Source organism: Marinospirillum celere (assembly GCF_900112235.1).
Taxonomy (GTDB): Bacteria; Pseudomonadota; Gammaproteobacteria; order Pseudomonadales; family Halomonadaceae; genus Marinospirillum; species Marinospirillum celere.
The window spans coordinates 266980-282716 of the sequence record NZ_FOLH01000002.1 but is presented as its reverse complement, the minus strand read 5'-3'; the positions used below and the strand labels follow the sequence as shown (position 1 = coordinate 282716).

Annotated in this window: 17 protein-coding genes; 5 read left to right on the top strand and 12 right to left on the bottom strand. The window is 51.6% G+C overall.

Annotated features, from left to right (window positions below):
• Positions 1–189 precede the first annotated feature (189 nt).
• Complete coding sequence (locus BM185_RS05885) at positions 190–1074, top strand: hypothetical protein (RefSeq protein ID WP_091960680.1); 885 nt, start codon at positions 190–192, stop codon at positions 1072–1074.
• Positions 1071–2060 (top strand): GGDEF domain-containing protein, encoded by a 990-nt coding sequence (locus tag BM185_RS05880; protein WP_091960676.1) that lies wholly within the window; start codon positions 1071–1073, stop codon positions 2058–2060. Before BM185_RS05885 ends, BM185_RS05880 begins: the two co-directional genes overlap by 4 nt.
• On the opposite strand, the gene BM185_RS05875 is transcribed toward BM185_RS05880, so the two are convergent.
• On the bottom strand, positions 2057–2683 hold the full coding sequence (locus BM185_RS05875; RefSeq protein WP_091960673.1) for a flavin prenyltransferase UbiX: 627 nt from the start codon (positions 2681–2683) through the stop codon (positions 2057–2059). The two genes, BM185_RS05880 and BM185_RS05875, sit on opposite strands and share 4 nt — an antisense overlap.
• The gene (gene mpl / locus BM185_RS05870) at positions 2680–4044 is read right to left on the bottom strand and encodes a UDP-N-acetylmuramate:L-alanyl-gamma-D-glutamyl-meso-diaminopimelate ligase (protein ID WP_091960671.1); all 1365 of its coding nucleotides are present in this window, start codon (positions 4042–4044) and stop codon (positions 2680–2682) included. Before mpl ends, BM185_RS05875 begins: the two co-directional genes overlap by 4 nt.
• Positions 4045–4198: 154 nt before the next feature.
• Here mpl and BM185_RS05865 point away from each other — a divergent pair, with 154 nt between their 5' ends.
• On the top strand, positions 4199–5458 hold the full coding sequence (locus BM185_RS05865; RefSeq protein WP_091960668.1) for a 6-phosphofructokinase: 1260 nt from the start codon (positions 4199–4201) through the stop codon (positions 5456–5458).
• Positions 5459–5533: 75 nt separating this feature from the next.
• On the top strand, positions 5534–5974 hold the full coding sequence (gloA, locus tag BM185_RS05860; RefSeq protein WP_091960665.1) for a lactoylglutathione lyase: 441 nt from the start codon (positions 5534–5536) through the stop codon (positions 5972–5974).
• A gap of 8 nt (positions 5975–5982) precedes the next feature.
• Here the strand turns inward: gloA and acpS are convergent, their stop codons facing one another.
• Together acpS and BM185_RS05850 are read right to left on the bottom strand one after the other, a co-directional pair.
• Positions 5983–6363, bottom strand: a complete 381-nt coding sequence (gene acpS, locus BM185_RS05855; RefSeq protein WP_177203485.1) for a holo-ACP synthase — start codon at positions 6361–6363, stop codon at positions 5983–5985.
• Positions 6363–6848 (bottom strand): YajQ family cyclic di-GMP-binding protein, encoded by a 486-nt coding sequence (locus BM185_RS05850; RefSeq protein ID WP_091960660.1) that lies wholly within the window; start codon positions 6846–6848, stop codon positions 6363–6365. Before BM185_RS05850 ends, acpS begins: the two co-directional genes overlap by 1 nt.
• 242 nt (positions 6849–7090) lie before the next feature.
• Between BM185_RS05850 and rfaH the strand changes: the two genes are divergently transcribed.
• A complete protein-coding gene (rfaH, locus tag BM185_RS05845; protein ID WP_091960658.1) occupies positions 7091–7579 on the top strand; it encodes a transcription/translation regulatory transformer protein RfaH in 489 nt (162 codons plus the stop codon).
• Here the strand turns inward: rfaH and BM185_RS05840 are convergent.
• The 8 genes from BM185_RS05840 to lepB are packed head-to-tail and all read right to left on the bottom strand — an operon-like array spanning position 7557 to position 15737.
• On the bottom strand, positions 7557–8477 hold the full coding sequence (locus BM185_RS05840) for a ketopantoate reductase family protein (RefSeq protein ID WP_091960655.1): 921 nt from the start codon (positions 8475–8477) through the stop codon (positions 7557–7559). The genes rfaH and BM185_RS05840 overlap by 23 nt on opposite strands.
• 3 nt (positions 8478–8480) lie before the next feature.
• Positions 8481–10379, bottom strand: coding sequence for a hypothetical protein (locus BM185_RS05835; RefSeq protein ID WP_091960652.1), 1899 nt, complete (start codon positions 10377–10379; stop codon positions 8481–8483).
• Positions 10376–11794 carry an AmpG family muropeptide MFS transporter gene (locus BM185_RS05830; RefSeq protein ID WP_218149399.1) on the bottom strand — a complete coding sequence of 473 codons (1419 nt, stop codon included), beginning with the start codon at positions 11792–11794 and terminating at the stop codon, positions 10376–10378. Before BM185_RS05830 ends, BM185_RS05835 begins: the two co-directional genes overlap by 4 nt.
• Complete coding sequence (gene pdxJ / locus BM185_RS05825; RefSeq protein WP_091960649.1) at positions 11794–12540, bottom strand: pyridoxine 5'-phosphate synthase; 747 nt, start codon at positions 12538–12540, stop codon at positions 11794–11796. The genes BM185_RS05830 and pdxJ overlap by 1 nt, the downstream gene beginning before the upstream one ends.
• Positions 12541–12543: 3 nt before the next feature.
• Positions 12544–13290 carry a DNA repair protein RecO gene (gene recO / locus BM185_RS05820; RefSeq protein ID WP_091960647.1) on the bottom strand — a complete coding sequence of 249 codons (747 nt, stop codon included), beginning with the start codon at positions 13288–13290 and terminating at the stop codon, positions 12544–12546.
• 23 nt (positions 13291–13313) lie between these two features.
• Complete coding sequence (gene era / locus BM185_RS05815; RefSeq protein WP_091960644.1) at positions 13314–14219, bottom strand: GTPase Era; 906 nt, start codon at positions 14217–14219, stop codon at positions 13314–13316.
• Positions 14216–14893: a ribonuclease III gene (gene rnc / locus BM185_RS05810; RefSeq protein WP_245751707.1), complete on the bottom strand. Its 678-nt coding sequence runs from the start codon at positions 14891–14893 to the stop codon at positions 14216–14218. Before rnc ends, era begins: the two co-directional genes overlap by 4 nt.
• A 7-nt stretch (positions 14894–14900) precedes the next feature.
• Positions 14901–15737: a signal peptidase I gene (gene lepB, locus BM185_RS05805; protein ID WP_218149406.1), complete on the bottom strand. Its 837-nt coding sequence runs from the start codon at positions 15735–15737 to the stop codon at positions 14901–14903.

Sequence of the window (15737 nt, the reverse complement as noted above, 5' to 3'; positions counted from 1 at the left end):
CTAGTCTTGCAGAGCTGCAAAAAATACCAACTCGCTTATTTATCTGGCTTCCTTGATGAATAACATTGAGTTACAATCTAAGGAGTTTTACCAAGGGAAGGTAGAGTCAACCAAGTAAGGTACCCAGACTTTTCAACACCCGCTGCTGGATGCAGGGTGCAATAACTTAACTTTAGGGTCTTTCCGGCTATGGGGCTACTGGAGTCCATACGCACACTTACCTGGTGCCAATTGCTGGCAAGCGGTCTCTTTGCGCTGCTTTCAGCCTGGTATTTTTATTCAGGTAACCAGTTACTGGCCCTGGCCTACCTGACTGGCCTGCTATTTATCAGCATCCACCTCTTCACCAAAACCCAGTTGGCGGCCAAAAGACAAACTTATTTAGGCCTGCTAGCTTTCAGTGCGTATTGCCTCGTTTCTTTAACTCTTTTACTACTACCCGAACACTATCAGTCACTTACTGCGCTAAGCCTACATCTGGCCTTCCCTTTCCTGGCTTTTAGTCTGCTGCCTTTTCGCCCGGCACTTCTGTTTGTTCTTGGCTTTACATTGGTTGCCAACCTCTTGGCAATGATCCATCTTGACGGCAGCTTTAGGTTCACCTTCCTAACCGCCCTCTGGCTGGTTACTCTGATGACCAGCGTTTATAGCTTCACCCATGAATTGCGCCAGCAAAATCTTTACCAGTTGCTAAGCCGCAATCCGGAAACCGGGCTTTTTAACCGCAAACAACTTGCTCAGGATTTAGAAAAAGAACAGCAAAGAGCCCTGCGTGAGGGCACTGCACTGGCCATTTTTGAACTGGAAAGCCAGGAAAGCCCTGTCTGGAGCAAAAAGCAGCTACAGGATTTGCTCAGTGTTTTTGCTGCCTATGAGCGCATCTACCACTTCTCTTCCAAAAAGCTACTAATACTGGCCCCAATCAAAGAGCAGGAACAGCTGCAGGAGCGTAGCCGCCAATTAGAAATAGACCTGGATGACCTGAAATTGCATAGCTATCTTTGTCCTCTGGATGCGTTACCCGCCCGAATTCTTCATTCGCTCCAGTCAGACAACAAGGATATGTGGTTATGAGACAGGGTTTCTCACGCCAGCAGCGCAGGGTAACTGCTAGCCTCTATCTGATTCTGAGTACCGTCATGGCACTTCTTGCCAGTCAGGTCTACCTGTCGGCCTACTATGAAGCCATTCTCCTCCCTGCACTCTTAACACCCATCTTCTTTGCCTTGGGCCTGCTACGCTGGCAGGTGAATAGCCATCTTCAGTATGATCCGGCAGCTTTGACGGCCTTAATCTGCCTGGGTGGTTTTCTGTTGCTCCAGCCTGAAACCCTGTCTGGCTTTACCCACTGGCACTTTGCCGGCCTTTTTTACCCCCTGGTTGCTTTTTACCTATTACCCAATGCTGCCTCCCTTGCCCTCAGCCTGCTATTACTTTCCGGCTTGCTGACCTTTCGTCTGGATAGACTGGGCCTTGAAGAACAATTGCTTTTTTGCTTTCAGTATCTGCTGCTGGTTATTTTAGCCTGGCATTATGGCCTTAGTAGTCGTTTAAAAACTCAGAAGCTAGAGCTTCTAACCGGAGAAGATGCCGTCACCGGCCTGCTCAATGCTGAACACCTGCAATCTCGCTTGACCGCTGAAGTTGCTCGCTCACGGGCAACCCAAAGACCCCTGGCACTTTTGCTCATAGAGTTTCACCAGTACCCACAGGTCGTTGAAGAACTGGGGCAGGCCAGTGCCGATCGCTTTTTACAAGAAGCGGGAAAAATTGCCTTACAGACCTGCAGAACGGGTGATGAAGCCTATCGGATGGATGACCTGACTCTGCTGCTGCTGCTACCCAACACAACCATCAATGGCGCCCTGGTTCTTCGCGAAAGGCTTTATCACCAACTCTTGCATCAAGTCATTTGTGAACTGGGCCCGCTGGATACCACCATCACTCCCCTGCTTTTGCAACCGGGTGAAAAACCAGAAGAGCTTTGGCAGCGTATCGGTGAAAGCTGTTATCACTCACTCAGTGAACGAGTTGATGATCAACTGGAAGATCACCCCTAAGCATCAGCTTCTCCCCAACGCGCTACTAGCTTTTGAGGAAGATTCAAGTGGTCCAGCAGCCGGGCCACAACAAAATCCACCAAATCCTCTACTGATTCTGGCTGATGATAAAAACCCGGACTGGCAGGCATGACTAGAGCGCCCATCTGTGTCAGCTTCAACATTTGTTCCAAATGCACCTGATGCAAAGGCATTTCACGGGTCACCAAAATCAACTGACGTCTTTCTTTAAGCGCCACATCACCGGCTCTTTCAATCAGGTTATTACTCGCCCCGGTTGCCAGGGCTGAAAGAGTACCGCCAGAACAAGGACAAATAATCATGCTGGAAGCGGCACCCGACCCCGAAGCCGCCGGTGCAAACCAGTCTTCACGGCCATAAGCCTGAACTCGACCGGGCAGATGTTGATACTGCTGGGTCAATTGAGCGGTTAGCTTTTCCGGGTTGGCAGGCAGACTTTCCTGTGTCTCGGTCGCTATGACCAAATGGGCTGCTTTGGAAATCATCAAGTCCACCTCACAGCCAGCAGCCAATAGGCACTCCAGCAAACGTAGCCCGTATTGAACACCTGAAGCCCCGGTCATTGCCAGGGTCACTCTTTTTACTTGATCATTAGAGTTCATGCAGAATCCTTCTCAGCCAAGGCGGTCAGTAGACGTTCATGCAGGCCACCAAAACTACCGTTACTCATCAATACCAGATAATCTCCAGAACGGGCTTCGGCAACCAAACTTCGGCAAAGTTCACCCAAGTCGGTAAAGCTATCGCCCTTGCCTAGAGTGGCAGGCGACCAACCCATACCCTTGCCTTCAAACCAGAATACTTTATCCGCTGCTGCCACGCTGGCAGCCAGACGACCCTTAAGGCTTCCCAGCTTCATGGTATTGGAACGCGGCTCAATAACAGCTAGTAAGCGTCCGGGGCAGCTGGGTCTGATTCCTTCCAAGGTCATTGCGATGGCCGTTGGGTGGTGGGCAAAATCATCAAAGACCTGAATCCCCCGAACTTCACCTTTGTTTTCCATTCGCCGCTTCACACCTTTAAATTCAGCCAGAGCAGCCAAGGCCTGAGCTGGCTGAACTCCGGCATGACGCGCTGCAGCCAGGGCGGCCAGGGCGTTATAAAGATTATGATCGCCGGTCAGTGACCAGCAGACTTCACCAAGCTTTTCACCCTGCAAAAAAACAGCAAACGCTGAAGCCTGAGGGTTGAGTTTAACTGCCGTCCAGTCACCCACTTGCTGACCAAGAGTTTCCTGCTCACTCCAGCAACCCTGCCCCAGAACTTCTTGCAAGGCTGTATCCGCCTGAGGGTAAATAATCCGCCCCTGACTGGGAACCAAGCGAACCAAATGATGGAACTGCTTTTGAATGGCTGCCAGGTCCGGAAAAATATCCGCATGATCAAATTCAAGGTTATTCAAAATCAGAGTGCGCGGCGCATAGTGAACAAACTTAGAGCGCTTATCAAAAAAGGCCGTGTCATATTCATCGGCTTCCACAACAAAGAAAGGAGAGCCACCCAGGCGCGCTGAAACAGCAAAGTTACCCGGCACACCACCAATTAAAAAACCCGGTTGCATCCCAGCGGCTTCCAACAGCCAAGCCAACATACTGGCTGTGGTGGTCTTGCCATGAGTGCCTGCCACGGCCAACACCCAACGGGGTTCACCTATAGATCCGCGCAGTAGATGATCGTGCAGCCACTGAGGGCCTGAGGTATAGGGCAAAGACGAATTCAACAAGGCTTCAACGCAAGGCGTACCCCGACTCATGACATTGCCGACAACCACCAAGTCCGGTTGCCAATCAGCCGGGTTATAATCAAAACCCTGGTGAATTTCGATACCGGCAGCAGCCAACTGGTCGCTCATAGGCGGATAAACCTGTTGGTCTGAACCACTCACCCGGAAGCCCATTTCTCTGGCCAAAATCGCCAGAGAGCCCATAAAGGTTCCACAAATACCCAGAAAATGAAGGTGCATATAAAGGTTTCCAGCCCACTTGAACTTTAGTGTCGCGAGTTTAGCATGCTGCAGTCAAAATAGGGCTTGAGAGTCACAAACACCCCATGCATCCAAACGCTGAATCCGTTAGAATGCGCAGAATTTTTTAAAACCAGCAGGAGCCTTATCCCCCATGGCGAAGCAAAACGCCTTTTATGCCCAGTCCGGCGGTGTCACCTCAGTCATCAATGCCAGCGCCTGCGGCGTAATCGAAACAGCCAGAAAGCACAGTGATCAAATCGGTACCGTTTTCGCAGGACGCAATGGTATCTTGGGCGCTCTCACCGAAGAACTGATTGATACCTCTGCTCTTTCTGATGAAACCGTCAAGCAGCTTCGTCACACCCCAGGTGGTGCCTTTGGTTCCTGCCGTTATAAGCTGAAAGACATAGAAACTCACCGCACTCAATATGAGCGCCTGATTGAAGTCTTCAAAGCCCACAATATTGGCTACTTTTTTTACAATGGCGGTAATGATTCCGCTGATACCTGCCTAAAAATTGCCCAGTTGGCAGAATCCATGAACCATCCGCTAAAAGCGGTTCATATCCCCAAAACTGTCGACAATGACCTGCCAGTAACCGATAACTGCCCGGGCTTTGGTTCTGTTGCCAAGTATATTGCCGTTTCCACCCGTGAAGCCGCCCTGGATATCGAATCCATGTGTGCAACTTCCACCAAGGTCTTTATCCTTGAAGTCATGGGGCGTCATGCGGGTTGGATTGCTGGGGCTGGCGGTTTGGCGGGCCAGGGTGAAGGCGAAGCCCCTCATTTGATCATCTTCCCTGAAATCCCTTTTGACCGGGCAACCGTGATGGCCAGGGTCGATGACTGTGTCAAAAAATATGGCTATTGTGTGATCGTGATCTCTGAAGGCGCCCGCTATGCAGATGGCACCTTCCTGGCCGATGCAGGCACAACCGATGCCTTTGGTCACAAGCAACTTGGTGGCGTTGCACCCACCCTGGCCGGTATGGTCAAACAGGATTTGGGCTACAAATACCACTGGGCCGTTGCTGATTACCTGCAACGCTCTGCACGCCACCTGGCTTCAGCCACTGATGTCGCTCAGGCTTATGCCGTCGGCGAAGCCGGTGTCAAACTGGCTCTGGAAGGCAAAAACTCAGTCATGCCAACCATCGTCCGCACCAGTGATACCCCCTACCGGTGGGAAATTGGTGAAGCCTGCCTGTCGGATATTGCCAACGTGGAAAAATTCATGCCACGTGACTACATTACCCCCGATGGCTTTGGAATCAGTGAAGCAGGACGTGAATACTTTGAGCCCCTGATCCAAGGCGAAGACTATCCGCCTTATGAAAAGGGTATGCCCGTTTACATTCAGTTAAAGCATCAACTGGCTGAGAAAAAGCTACCCGACTTCCAGCCCTAAAGCTGAAGTAACCAGGCCACCTTCGGGTGGCCTTTTTGATCTGAGATTCCATTCATCCTGCAAGAGGAGGTCCCAATGCAATACCTGCACACCATGCTGCGTGTCAGCAATCTTGAAGAGTCTCTGCACTTTTTTTGCGACCTGCTGGGAATGAAGGAAATCAGCCGCAAGGATAATGAGAAGGGACGCTTCACCCTGGTTTTTCTGGCGGCTCCAGAAGATGAAGCCAGGGCACGCCAAGATAAGGCACCCATGCTTGAATTGACCTACAACTGGGACCCTGAAGACTACTCAGGAGGCCGCAATTTTGGCCACCTTGCCTTTCGGGTCGATAATATTTACGCCTTGTGTGAAAAACTGCAGAAGGCAGGCGTCACCATCCTGCGCCCACCCCGGGATGGTCATATGGCTTTTGTTCGCACCCCTGACCAGATTTCGATCGAACTCCTGCAAAAAGGTGATGCCTTGCCTGCCCAAGAACCCTGGGCCAGCATGGAAAACACCGGAACCTGGTAAGCAGTTGTTCAGGCGGTTTCCAGAACCACAAAGGCCAGGGCATGCTCCTGTTCATCGCTCAGCGACAGGTGAACCCTGGTCACCTCCTTTTCAGCCGCCATTTCCGCCGCCCGACCGGACAGCGTCATCACCGGCTTGCCCAGCCCATCATTACTGACTTCCAGCTGCTGCCAACTCAAGCCATCTCTCAACCCCGTACCTAGCGCTTTTAATAAGGCTTCTTTGGCCGCAAAACGCTTAGCCAGGAAAGCAGCAGGCGAAGCTGCCTCCGCCAAGCCTTGACGCTCAGAGGGCGTTAACAAGCGTTTGGCAATCGAATCACCGCGCCTTGCCAGCAAATCAGCAAAGCGCTCTATCCGGGCCAGGTCCGTACCTATACCAACCAGCATCAGTCGCGAAAATTATTAAATTGCAAAGGCATATCCAGATCAGCACCCTTGAGTAGAGCGATCACCTGTTGCAAATCATCGCGCTTTTTCCCGGTCACCCTAACCTGATCGCCTTGAATTTGGGCCTGCACTTTCAACTTGGCATCCTTGATCATTTTGACGATCTTTTTAGCCAAATCACTTTCAATACCTTCGCGCAGCTTCACCGGCATCCGTGCTGATTTATTGGCTTCACTCACATCACCCTCTTCCAAACAAGCCAGGTCTATCTCTTTACGTACCAGCTCACTACGCAAAATATCCAGCATCTGGCGCACCTGAAACTCAGCTTCGGCATGAATCACCACTTCATTACTGCCTGCCTGCTCAAAGCGGGCATCCACCCCTTTGAAGTCAAAACGGTTACCTACCAAGCGATTTGCCTGATCAACAGCATTGGTTACCTGGTGCTTGTCCAATTCGGACACCACATCAAAGGACGGCATAACAACTCCTCAAAGTAGAAAAAATAACTGAAGCAATTATACCCGGCTTACAAAGTCTCAGGAACAGGAAGGTTTTTCTTGGGCCTGACTTGGTTTCTTTTTTAGTTTCTGCATTTACTGGTTTGTTGTGCGATCTAAACCCTAATAAAGCCCTTAGTATATAGAGGGATTTACTACGCTTTTAGGGTTGCGCTCCTGTTGCGGTGGCGTTATGGTGCCTGACTTCTGCTAGGGGAGTAAGAATGACAAGTCGCAGTTGGTATGTGATTCAGTGCAAGGCAAAAGAGTCTTTTCGTGCTGCTGAAAATTTGCAAAATCAGGGGTATGAAGTCTTCCACCCCTATATTCAAGTTGAAAAATTGCGCCAGGGTAAAATCCGCCTGGTTGAAGAGCCCCTCTTCCCCTATTACCTGTTTATCCATCTCAGTGATGTTGCCGACAACTGGCGTCCGCTTAGGTCGACACGGGGTGTGCTTAAACTGGTCAGCTTTGGTAATAAGCCGGTAAAAATTTCTGATCAGCTGATTGCTCAGCTGCGTGAACGTACTCAACCGCAACCCAAGGATTATCTAAAAGCCGGTGAACAAGTTCTGATCGAGGAAGGTCCTTTTAAAGGGCTGAATGCCATCTTCCAAAGTCGCAAGGGAGAAGAAAGGGTGGTGCTGCTACTTCAACTACTGCAGAAGCAGCAACGCCTGGAAATGCCGGTTACTTCGATTCGTCCGCTTTAATAGCCTGGTAGAGCTCTTCACTGAGCGGTAACTGCAATTGCAGCGGTTTCGCCACCTTGAGCAGACTACCTGTTATATAATCTATTTCGGTAGGACGGCCTGCCAGCACATCCTGAAGCATGGAAGAACGATTAGCTGCGGTTGCCAAAATCACCTGTTCGACCCGGTAGGCTAGGCCGCCTTCAGGCTCAGGAATCCCCAATCTTTTGAACACGCTTAAGACTTCTTCAACCAAGCCTTCAACCTGGGGTCTGAACTCTCTGGCTGCCAGGGCACCATTTTCAACCCTATGCACTGCTGTTAAAGGATTGATCACCGCATTGACCGCCAGCTTCTGCCAAAGCACCGGACGGATAGGCTCAACTTTTTCAGCCTCAAGCCCGGCCACCGTGAGCCGGGTCACCCAGGAAGCAGCCGCGCCCTTGGCTGGCCCACACCAACGACCCAAACGGGTTTTGCCCTTGCCAGCATGAACTACAGTAGCGGGGCTTTCCAGGTAGGCACCTTCAGTAACACTGGCCGCTAAGAGGGTTTGTCCCGGCTGCATCAGCTCTGCCACTTCAGCTTGACTCCCCAAGCCATTTTGCAGCATGAGTACTTCCGCATCTTCGGTTAAACAAGGCTGCCAGTGTTTAAGGGCGTCAGCGGCACTCCCTGCTTTGGTCGTCAATAGCAAACGGTCAATACGCAGCTGCTCATACGGTTCGCTGATCACCCGCATAAATTGCCGCTTGGCCAGGGAGCCAGGGCTTTCTTGTAGGGTAACGCCCAGGCTCAAGGCCGAAACCTTTTCAGGTCGAACGAGCAGGGTGACCGCTTGTCCATTTCTGGCTAAGCGGCTGGCAAACAAAAGCCCCAGGGAGCCGGCACCAAGAACACAAAAACGGGGTTCACTCATGAATCATCCTAACTGCTGACGCGCTTTAATCAGGGCGCGATACCATTCACGTTTCAGGGCAACCACTCGGGGTGGCCGCAAACTCAGGAAGCTGACCGGGCCATTGCCGGGCGTTGCTTCATAATTGGACAAAAGGTCCAGGGTTTGGCTGCGGGCACCATAGGCATCAACCAAAAACTCCTTGGCCTCCTCGGTCAGATCCACCCGGTAGTGTTTGACGAGTGCCACGGCCAGGCGCTCAGCAGCCCCACTCATATCCTGCTGCACTTCCTTAGCCATGGAAGAGCCCAAGGCGGCCTTTTCTGCAGCACTCATGTCCGGTTCCAGCCCCCCCAGATAGGTTGCATTGGTGGCATTCAGTCCACGCTGAACAGCAGGTCGGGACAGATTAATATAGGGCTCCAGTGCCAGAGCCACTTCAACGGCTAATTGACGAGCACCTTCCAGGGTGAGCGGACGGGAACGGCCATTGTGTCGGGTAAAGAAACGCCTGCCTCTCTTTTCCAATTGTTCACCTTGCAGGTAATTAACCAGGTGCTGGCAGACATCAACCTTTTCTTCGTCCGTTAGGTAGGTGACCTTCTCAAGAATGCGCAGACCCATACGGCCTGGCCCCAGGCGCAGTTTACTGGCTTCATCACCAAATTTTTCAGCTAGCTGGTTCCATTCTTCCGAAGCTTCCAAAAGACCCGCATGGGCTTTACCCAGTTGTTGATAACCCTGACGCGCCGCCTTGTAAAGACTTAAGCATTTGCCCAACACGTCGGACTTATTGCGCAACTCGCTCAGACTGGTGAGTTTGCGAATTCTGGCCTGATGCGCCAGCTGAGTCACTTCGGAAGCCAGGCGATCGAGAATTTCTTCAACCCGGATCACCAGTTCTTGAGCAGAAAGGCCATTGGGTAACTGATCATGAGTGGCTTCATCTGTTTCTACCAAAAAGCCGGCCAAAGCTCTTAAACGGTTACTACCGCTGGCTTGGGCAATTCGATATTGGCTGCGTTTAGATTCCAGATCATCCAGGGCCTGTGCCAGCTTCCACTGCCCTGAATAGCTAAAGAGTAAGAGTGGAATCTCACGACCATTAATCAGCTCAAACGCTAAAATCAGCATCTCTTCGACATCCTGCAAAGTCATTAAGAGCAGGTTGTCTTCTTCGATAGCCGCTAATACCCTTTCGATGAAAAACTCATCCCGAGGCACCCCTTTTTCCAACTGGGGAGCTTCGCCGTTAAAGCGTTCACTAAGCACACTGGCCGCTTCTGGAGAAACGTCATTTAACCACTCTAAGGCCAGTTCAATACGCTCACGATGCTGGCGATTCAAATCCCGGACCCGTGAATAAAGACCAGCACGCCGGTAGGTTTCCACCCGGCCCAGGATTTTCGCCAGTTCACTGTCGCCAGTCAGCTCCTGGGCAGCAAAGGCCACACCATCCGGTGTGAGTTCAATGCGCCGCAAGAGTTGCAAGGCCGCTTCGCGCTGCCTGGCCTCACCCTCTTCAAAACTTTCAACAATCAGATCACGGACAGCCAAAATCAAATCAGCCAGCTTATCGATCGCTTCACTGACATCCTGCTGGGCCTGTTCCTGAACATGGCCTCGCGTCATGTCATAAATGACTTTGGCGATAAAGGCCAGCAGACCTGAAAACAGGGTGAAAAGGAAAAAATACAGCAGGGTCTGACCGGGAGGAGATTTGCCATAGGCCGCATAAAAGCCGCCATAAAGCCCCAGCAGGGTAACCGGCCCTGCGGTCCAGACAATGCTCAGTAGATTGCGTGTCCAGTGGATGCGATGGACGACCCGGCTGATCCGTTCAATTTGTTCATTGCCTTCACGATCCAGGGAAACCCGGGCCCGCTCAAAACGCTCCTTTTTCTTGCTCTTAAACCAATTCAACCTGAACCTCCTTGATTCGCTGAAGATTCAACCGGTTGGGCTTCTCGAAACTGTGCCTGACGCACCTGTAGAGGAGCAGGAAAATACTTCATCAGCACCCACAGCAAAGGAAGCCCAATCAGGGCAATTACGGCTGTCATTACAAAGAAAAGCGCCCAGTCACCACCCAGGCTATCGACCATCCAGCCACTAGATGCTGAAAGCCAAATCCGGGCAAGATTCCCCAGGGAAGCCAGCAGGGCGTATTGGGTGGCTGTGTAGGCTGAATTACACAGACTAGACAAGTAGGCCACAAAGGCAACAGTGACCAGCCCGGTTGTAAAATTATCTGAGGCAACGGCCAATACAAACACCAGCCAGGACTGCCCGGAAACCGCCAGCCAGGAATAAGTCAGATTGGTGGCTGCAGTCGCCAGACCGGATAGAAAGAGGGCCTTTAGGAGCCCTATTCGGGCCACCAAAACACCGCCCAGGATGATACCAATAATATTGGCCGTAAAGCCGTAGATTTTGGCCACTTCGGCGATATCAGTCAGACTGAATCCCATTTCCCGATAGAAGACACCCGACATACGGCCCAAAAGAGCATCACCCAGTTTAAACACAAAAATAAAGGCCAGAATCCAGATCCAACCCTTACGGCGAGTAAATTCGGCAAAGGGCGCAATCAAGGTGACATAGAACCAGCCCAAAAAACGGCGCATCAGCGAAGGCAGTTCTCGCCAGCGCTCCAAATGAGCCAGAGCGCGGGATTCTTCGGCCAAGGTTTCAGCAGGCGGTGGCCGCTTGGGTTCAGGGCTGGAGAGAACCGCCAGCATTCCAACCAGCACCCCAAAGGCCAAAACCAGATAAGCCAGATTCCAACCAAATTGATGCGCTAAATACAGGCCCCCGGCTGCGCCTATCAAGGTGCCGCCCAGGTGCCAGCCCCAAATAGCAGCAGCCGTGCCACTACCGTATTGATGGGGTTCAAGGATTTCTATTCGGTAAGCATCAATAACGATGTCTTGAGTCGCTGAAACAAAGGTCACAAAGAGCACGCCCAAAGCCACCAAGTGCAGATTGGCTTCAGGGTCGGTCATCGCCAGCAGGGCAATCGCCAGCATCAGCAGCATCTGGGTAAAGAGTGCCCAGCCCCGCCTTCTTCCAAAGCGTGCGGAAAGATAAGGCAGACGCAGGCGGTCTATCAAGGGCGCCCATAAGAAATTGATGGCGTAGGGTGTTGCTGCCAAAGCAAAAAGGCCAATATCCGTCCGGCTAACCCCCACATCCCTGAGCCAAATCGACAAATTGGAAAAAACCAGAGGCGCAGGCAAGCCGCTGGAAAAGCCCAGCGCCAAAAGCGTCAGCATTCTGCGATCGCGATAAGGTTCTACCCAGGCAGCCAGCCTGTCCCTGAAACTGACAAGTGTCATCAGCGACCTGTCAAAAGTTGGGCACGCTGAATCAAGGCATGCATTTCTTTGACGGCGGCATCCAAACCAACAAACAGGGAGCGGGCAATCAAGGCATGACCGATATTCAGTTCATGCATACCAGGAATGGCCGCTATCGGCTCAACATTATGGTAATGCAGGCCATGACCCGCATTCACCACCAGACCCTGTTTTAGCGCATAGGCAGAAGCCTTGCGCAGTCGAGTCAATTCCTGGGCTTGTTGCTGAGGGTTAGTGGCATCCGCATAGGCACCGGTATGCAATTCGATGGTTGGCGCGCCTGCCGCAACAGCCGCATCAATTTGTTTTTCTTCAGGATCAATAAACAGGGAAACATCCATACCTGCAGCCGCCAAACGTTGGCAGACTTCCTGCATTCGTGCCTGCTGACCTGCAACATCCAAACCGCCTTCAGTGGTCAGCTCTTCGCGTTTTTCAGGAACTAGGCAAACATGCTCGGGTTGAATTTTTTCCGCATAATCCAGCATAAAATTCGTGACGGCCATTTCAAAATTCATGCGGGTCTGCAAAACCTGTCTGATCAGCTCAACATCCCTTTCCTGAATATGACGACGATCTTCGCGCAGGTGCAGAGTAATACCATCAGCACCGGCCTGTTCAGCAACCAGGGCAGCCTGCACAGGATCAGGATAAAGCGTTCCCCTGGCCTGACGAAGGGTCGCTATATGATCAATATTGACACCCAGTAATACCCGCTGACTCATGAATTACTCCGAAAGTTTGGATCGCGATGGATTCTTGACCAGTTGTTTAAAAAGTTGTCGGCTCTGCAAGGGCCGCTGGCCCAGTAAGGGTTGCAGCAGTTGCCGGGTCAGGTGTTTACCAGCCTGACGGGTTGCAGCCAGCCGCCAGTCATCCGCTGCAATAGCCAACAACTGAGCACCAGTAAACACCGGCTGCCCGCTTCTGCCCGACTCAGTCGGCAAACAGGGCACAAAGCCCTCTTCTGACCGGTAGCTATAATACCAGTCTGCAACCAGAGTCTCACCCGTTGCCGACTGCCATGCAGGAGCATAACCCAGGGTTTCCAGCAAAGTGAATTCCAAGCGTCTGAGAGCGGGTTCGCGTTGCTCAGCATTGCTGAGTAGATTCAATAACAGGGAATAGTCTCGGAAAAGGTCGGCACAGGCTTGTCCGGGAAGCAGCAGGCGACTCAGCAACTCATTGGCATAGAGGCCACAAACCAGCGCCTCACCCTGAAACCAGTGGGGCGCACTGGTTGACTCCAGGCCCACCAGGGTTCTTAACTGGTGATGCCCCTTTAAGTTGACCTGCAAGGGGGTGAAAGGCTGCAACAAAGCCCGATAGCGGCTTTTACGGCTGCGCACGCCACGCACCACTGCATCAACCCGGCCTTCTTCAAGAGTGAGCAGCCAGGCCAAGGCACTGGTTTCCCGATAAGGCCGGGAATGCAGGAGCCAAGCCGGTTGATAGTCAGCAGCGCTGGAAGCCATGGCAGCACCCTTGCCGCGAAAGGTTAGTTCAGGTCGTTATAACCCAGGCTTTTCAAAGCGCGGGCATCATCCGACCAGTTACTTTTCACCTTGACCCAAAGATTCAACATCACCTTGGTATCAAAAGCCTGTTCCATATCCAGACGGGCATCACGGCCTATCTGTTTGATACGGCTGCCCTTGTCGCCAATAATAATTTTTTTCTGGCCTTCACGCTCAACCAGAATCAAGGCATGGATATGCAGGACATGTCCTTGTTGCTGAAATTTTTCAATTTCAACAGTTGTTGAATAGGGCAGCTCTTCACCCAGTTGACGCATAATTTTTTCACGCACCAACTCAGAAGCGAGAAAACGTGAACTCCGATCCGTGACCTGATCTTCCGGGAAAAAGTGCTCCCCTTCTGGTAAGCGGGAAGTGGCCTGGGTAATGAGTTCATCAACCTGAGTTCCCTGCTTAGCAGAAATAGGAATGATCTGCTCAAAGGCAAACTTCTGGCTGACTTCTTCAATATAAGGCAGGAGGCTGGCCTTATCTTCCAGCCAGTCCACCTTGTTGATTGCCAGAATCACAGGGCATTTCACATACTGCAAGCGCTTGAGAACCAGGTCATCCTCATCGGTCCACTTGGTCCGGTCTATCAGGAAAATCACCAGATCAACATCTTTCAGGGCGCGGCTGGCGGCATCATTCATATAATGATTGATGGCTCTATCCCGATCACCTGTGGCCAAGTGCATGCCTGGCGTATCAACAAAAATGGCTTGGGTAGTCTGGTCGGTATGAATACCCAAAATCTGATGACGAGTGGTTTGGGGTTTTTTGCAGGTGATACTGATTTTCTGACCCAATATCCGATTCAACAGGGTAGATTTACCCACATTGGGGCGCCCTACCAGGGCAATATAACCACTGCGGGAAACACTCATTTGACCTCCAGGGCCTGCAGGGCTTTTTCGGCTGCCTGCTGTTCGGCATGACGACGGCTGGAACCTATGCCCATCGGGTGGTAATCCAACTGATCGATCACACATTCAACAGTAAAGAGTTGCGAATGGGCTTCGCCCTCAACCTGAACAACTTCATAGCGGGGCAGAGCGTACTGGCGTGACTGCAGAAACTCCTGCAAGCGGGTTTTGGGATCCTTTTGGGTATCCTTCAGGCTGACATCAGCCAGACGCCCAGCAAACCAGCTCAGCACCCTTTCTCGAGCCACCTGCATGCCGGCATCCAGATAAATAGCACCGATCACTGCTTCCAGGGCATCCGCCAAAATCGAATCCCGACGAAAGCCGCCACTTTTTAACTCGCCCGAACCCAAGCGCAAATAATCACCCAGGTTAAACTCTCTGGCTACTTCAGCCAGGGTCGCTCCTTTAACTTGCCGGGCTCTCAATCGGGAGAGCTGGCCTTCTCTGGCCTCAGGAAAACGTTGAAAAAGATCCTCGGCAATTAAAAAATTAACGATGGAATCCCCCAGAAACTCCAGGCGTTCATTGTTCTGGTTGCCATGGCTTCGATGAGTCAATGCCAGTTCCAAAAGATCAACCTGGCTAAAGGTATGACCCAAAGCCTTAATCAGTGGGTCCAGTTTTTTCTTCACTTAATAATTACTCAATTCTTCGAATAGCGGTAAAGTCGGGCAGGCTGAAAAGCTCAGGCCAGTGCATCCACACAGCCACGGCCTTGCCAACCAGCGTTTCTTCAGGCACAAAGCCCATAACCAGAGGCGCACCCCGTTCATTCACATAACCGGGAATGACCAAGCAGCCTACCCCTTCATTGACCTGCCCCTGACACCAGAAACGGCTATCGTTACTGTGATCCCGGTTGTCACCCATCACAAAATAATAGCCTTCCGGCACTTCTATATCGGGAAAGTCGAAGACACGCGGTGGATAGTTGTAAACCTGGTGGTCAGCAACACCGAGTTGTTCTCGCCACAGCCACTCACTGGGAGCCTCTGTGGGATACTTGTCAATCAACTCACGTGCAATTGGCTCACCATTAACCGTCAGCGCCTTCTCCCGATAGCTAATCACATCACCCGGTGTTCCTATCACCCGTTTAATGTAGTTCAAGCGCTCATCCAGCGGGTAGCGGAAAACAGCCACTTCACCCACCTGGGGTTCATTGACCTCCAGAATCTGGGTATTGGTGACCGGCAGACGCACCCCGTAGGTGTATTTATTGACCAAAATAAAGTCGCCCACTTTCAGTGTCGGCAACATGGAGCCGGAAGGAATTTGAAAGGGCTCGAACAAAAAAGAGCGCAGCACCAAAACCAGGGCTAACACTGGAAAAAAGGAATTGGAATATTCCACCAGTAGGCCCGGCTTATTGTCACCCAACCTTTTTTTACGCTTTTTCTGCAAGAACAGCTTATCAAGCAGCCAAATCGCGCCAGTAAAAAAGGTGGCCAGTACCAGCACCAAAGCAAAGTCCAG

Bases quoted from the DNA above. Each gene is read 5' to 3' on its own strand.
- BM185_RS05885 (WP_091960680.1), top strand. From the start codon at position 190: ATGGGGCTACTGGAGTCCATACGCACACTTACCTGGTGCCAATTGCTG.
- BM185_RS05880 (WP_091960676.1), top strand. From the start codon at position 1,071: ATGAGACAGGGTTTCTCACGCCAGCAGCGCAGGGTAACTGCTAGCCTC.
- BM185_RS05875 (WP_091960673.1), bottom strand. From the start codon at position 2,683: ATGAACTCTAATGATCAAGTAAAAAGAGTGACCCTGGCAATGACCGGG.
- mpl (WP_091960671.1), bottom strand. From the start codon at position 4,044: ATGCACCTTCATTTTCTGGGTATTTGTGGAACCTTTATGGGCTCTCTG.
- BM185_RS05865 (WP_091960668.1), top strand. From the start codon at position 4,199: ATGGCGAAGCAAAACGCCTTTTATGCCCAGTCCGGCGGTGTCACCTCA.
- gloA (WP_091960665.1), top strand. From the start codon at position 5,534: ATGCAATACCTGCACACCATGCTGCGTGTCAGCAATCTTGAAGAGTCT.
- acpS (WP_177203485.1), bottom strand. From the start codon at position 6,363: ATGCTGGTTGGTATAGGTACGGACCTGGCCCGGATAGAGCGCTTTGCT.
- BM185_RS05850 (WP_091960660.1), bottom strand. From the start codon at position 6,848: ATGCCGTCCTTTGATGTGGTGTCCGAATTGGACAAGCACCAGGTAACC.
- rfaH (WP_091960658.1), top strand. From the start codon at position 7,091: ATGACAAGTCGCAGTTGGTATGTGATTCAGTGCAAGGCAAAAGAGTCT.
- BM185_RS05840 (WP_091960655.1), bottom strand. From the start codon at position 8,477: ATGAGTGAACCCCGTTTTTGTGTTCTTGGTGCCGGCTCCCTGGGGCTT.
- BM185_RS05830 (WP_218149399.1), bottom strand. From the start codon at position 11,794: ATGACACTTGTCAGTTTCAGGGACAGGCTGGCTGCCTGGGTAGAACCT.
- pdxJ (WP_091960649.1), bottom strand. From the start codon at position 12,540: ATGAGTCAGCGGGTATTACTGGGTGTCAATATTGATCATATAGCGACC.
- recO (WP_091960647.1), bottom strand. From the start codon at position 13,290: ATGGCTTCCAGCGCTGCTGACTATCAACCGGCTTGGCTCCTGCATTCC.
- era (WP_091960644.1), bottom strand. From the start codon at position 14,219: ATGAGTGTTTCCCGCAGTGGTTATATTGCCCTGGTAGGGCGCCCCAAT.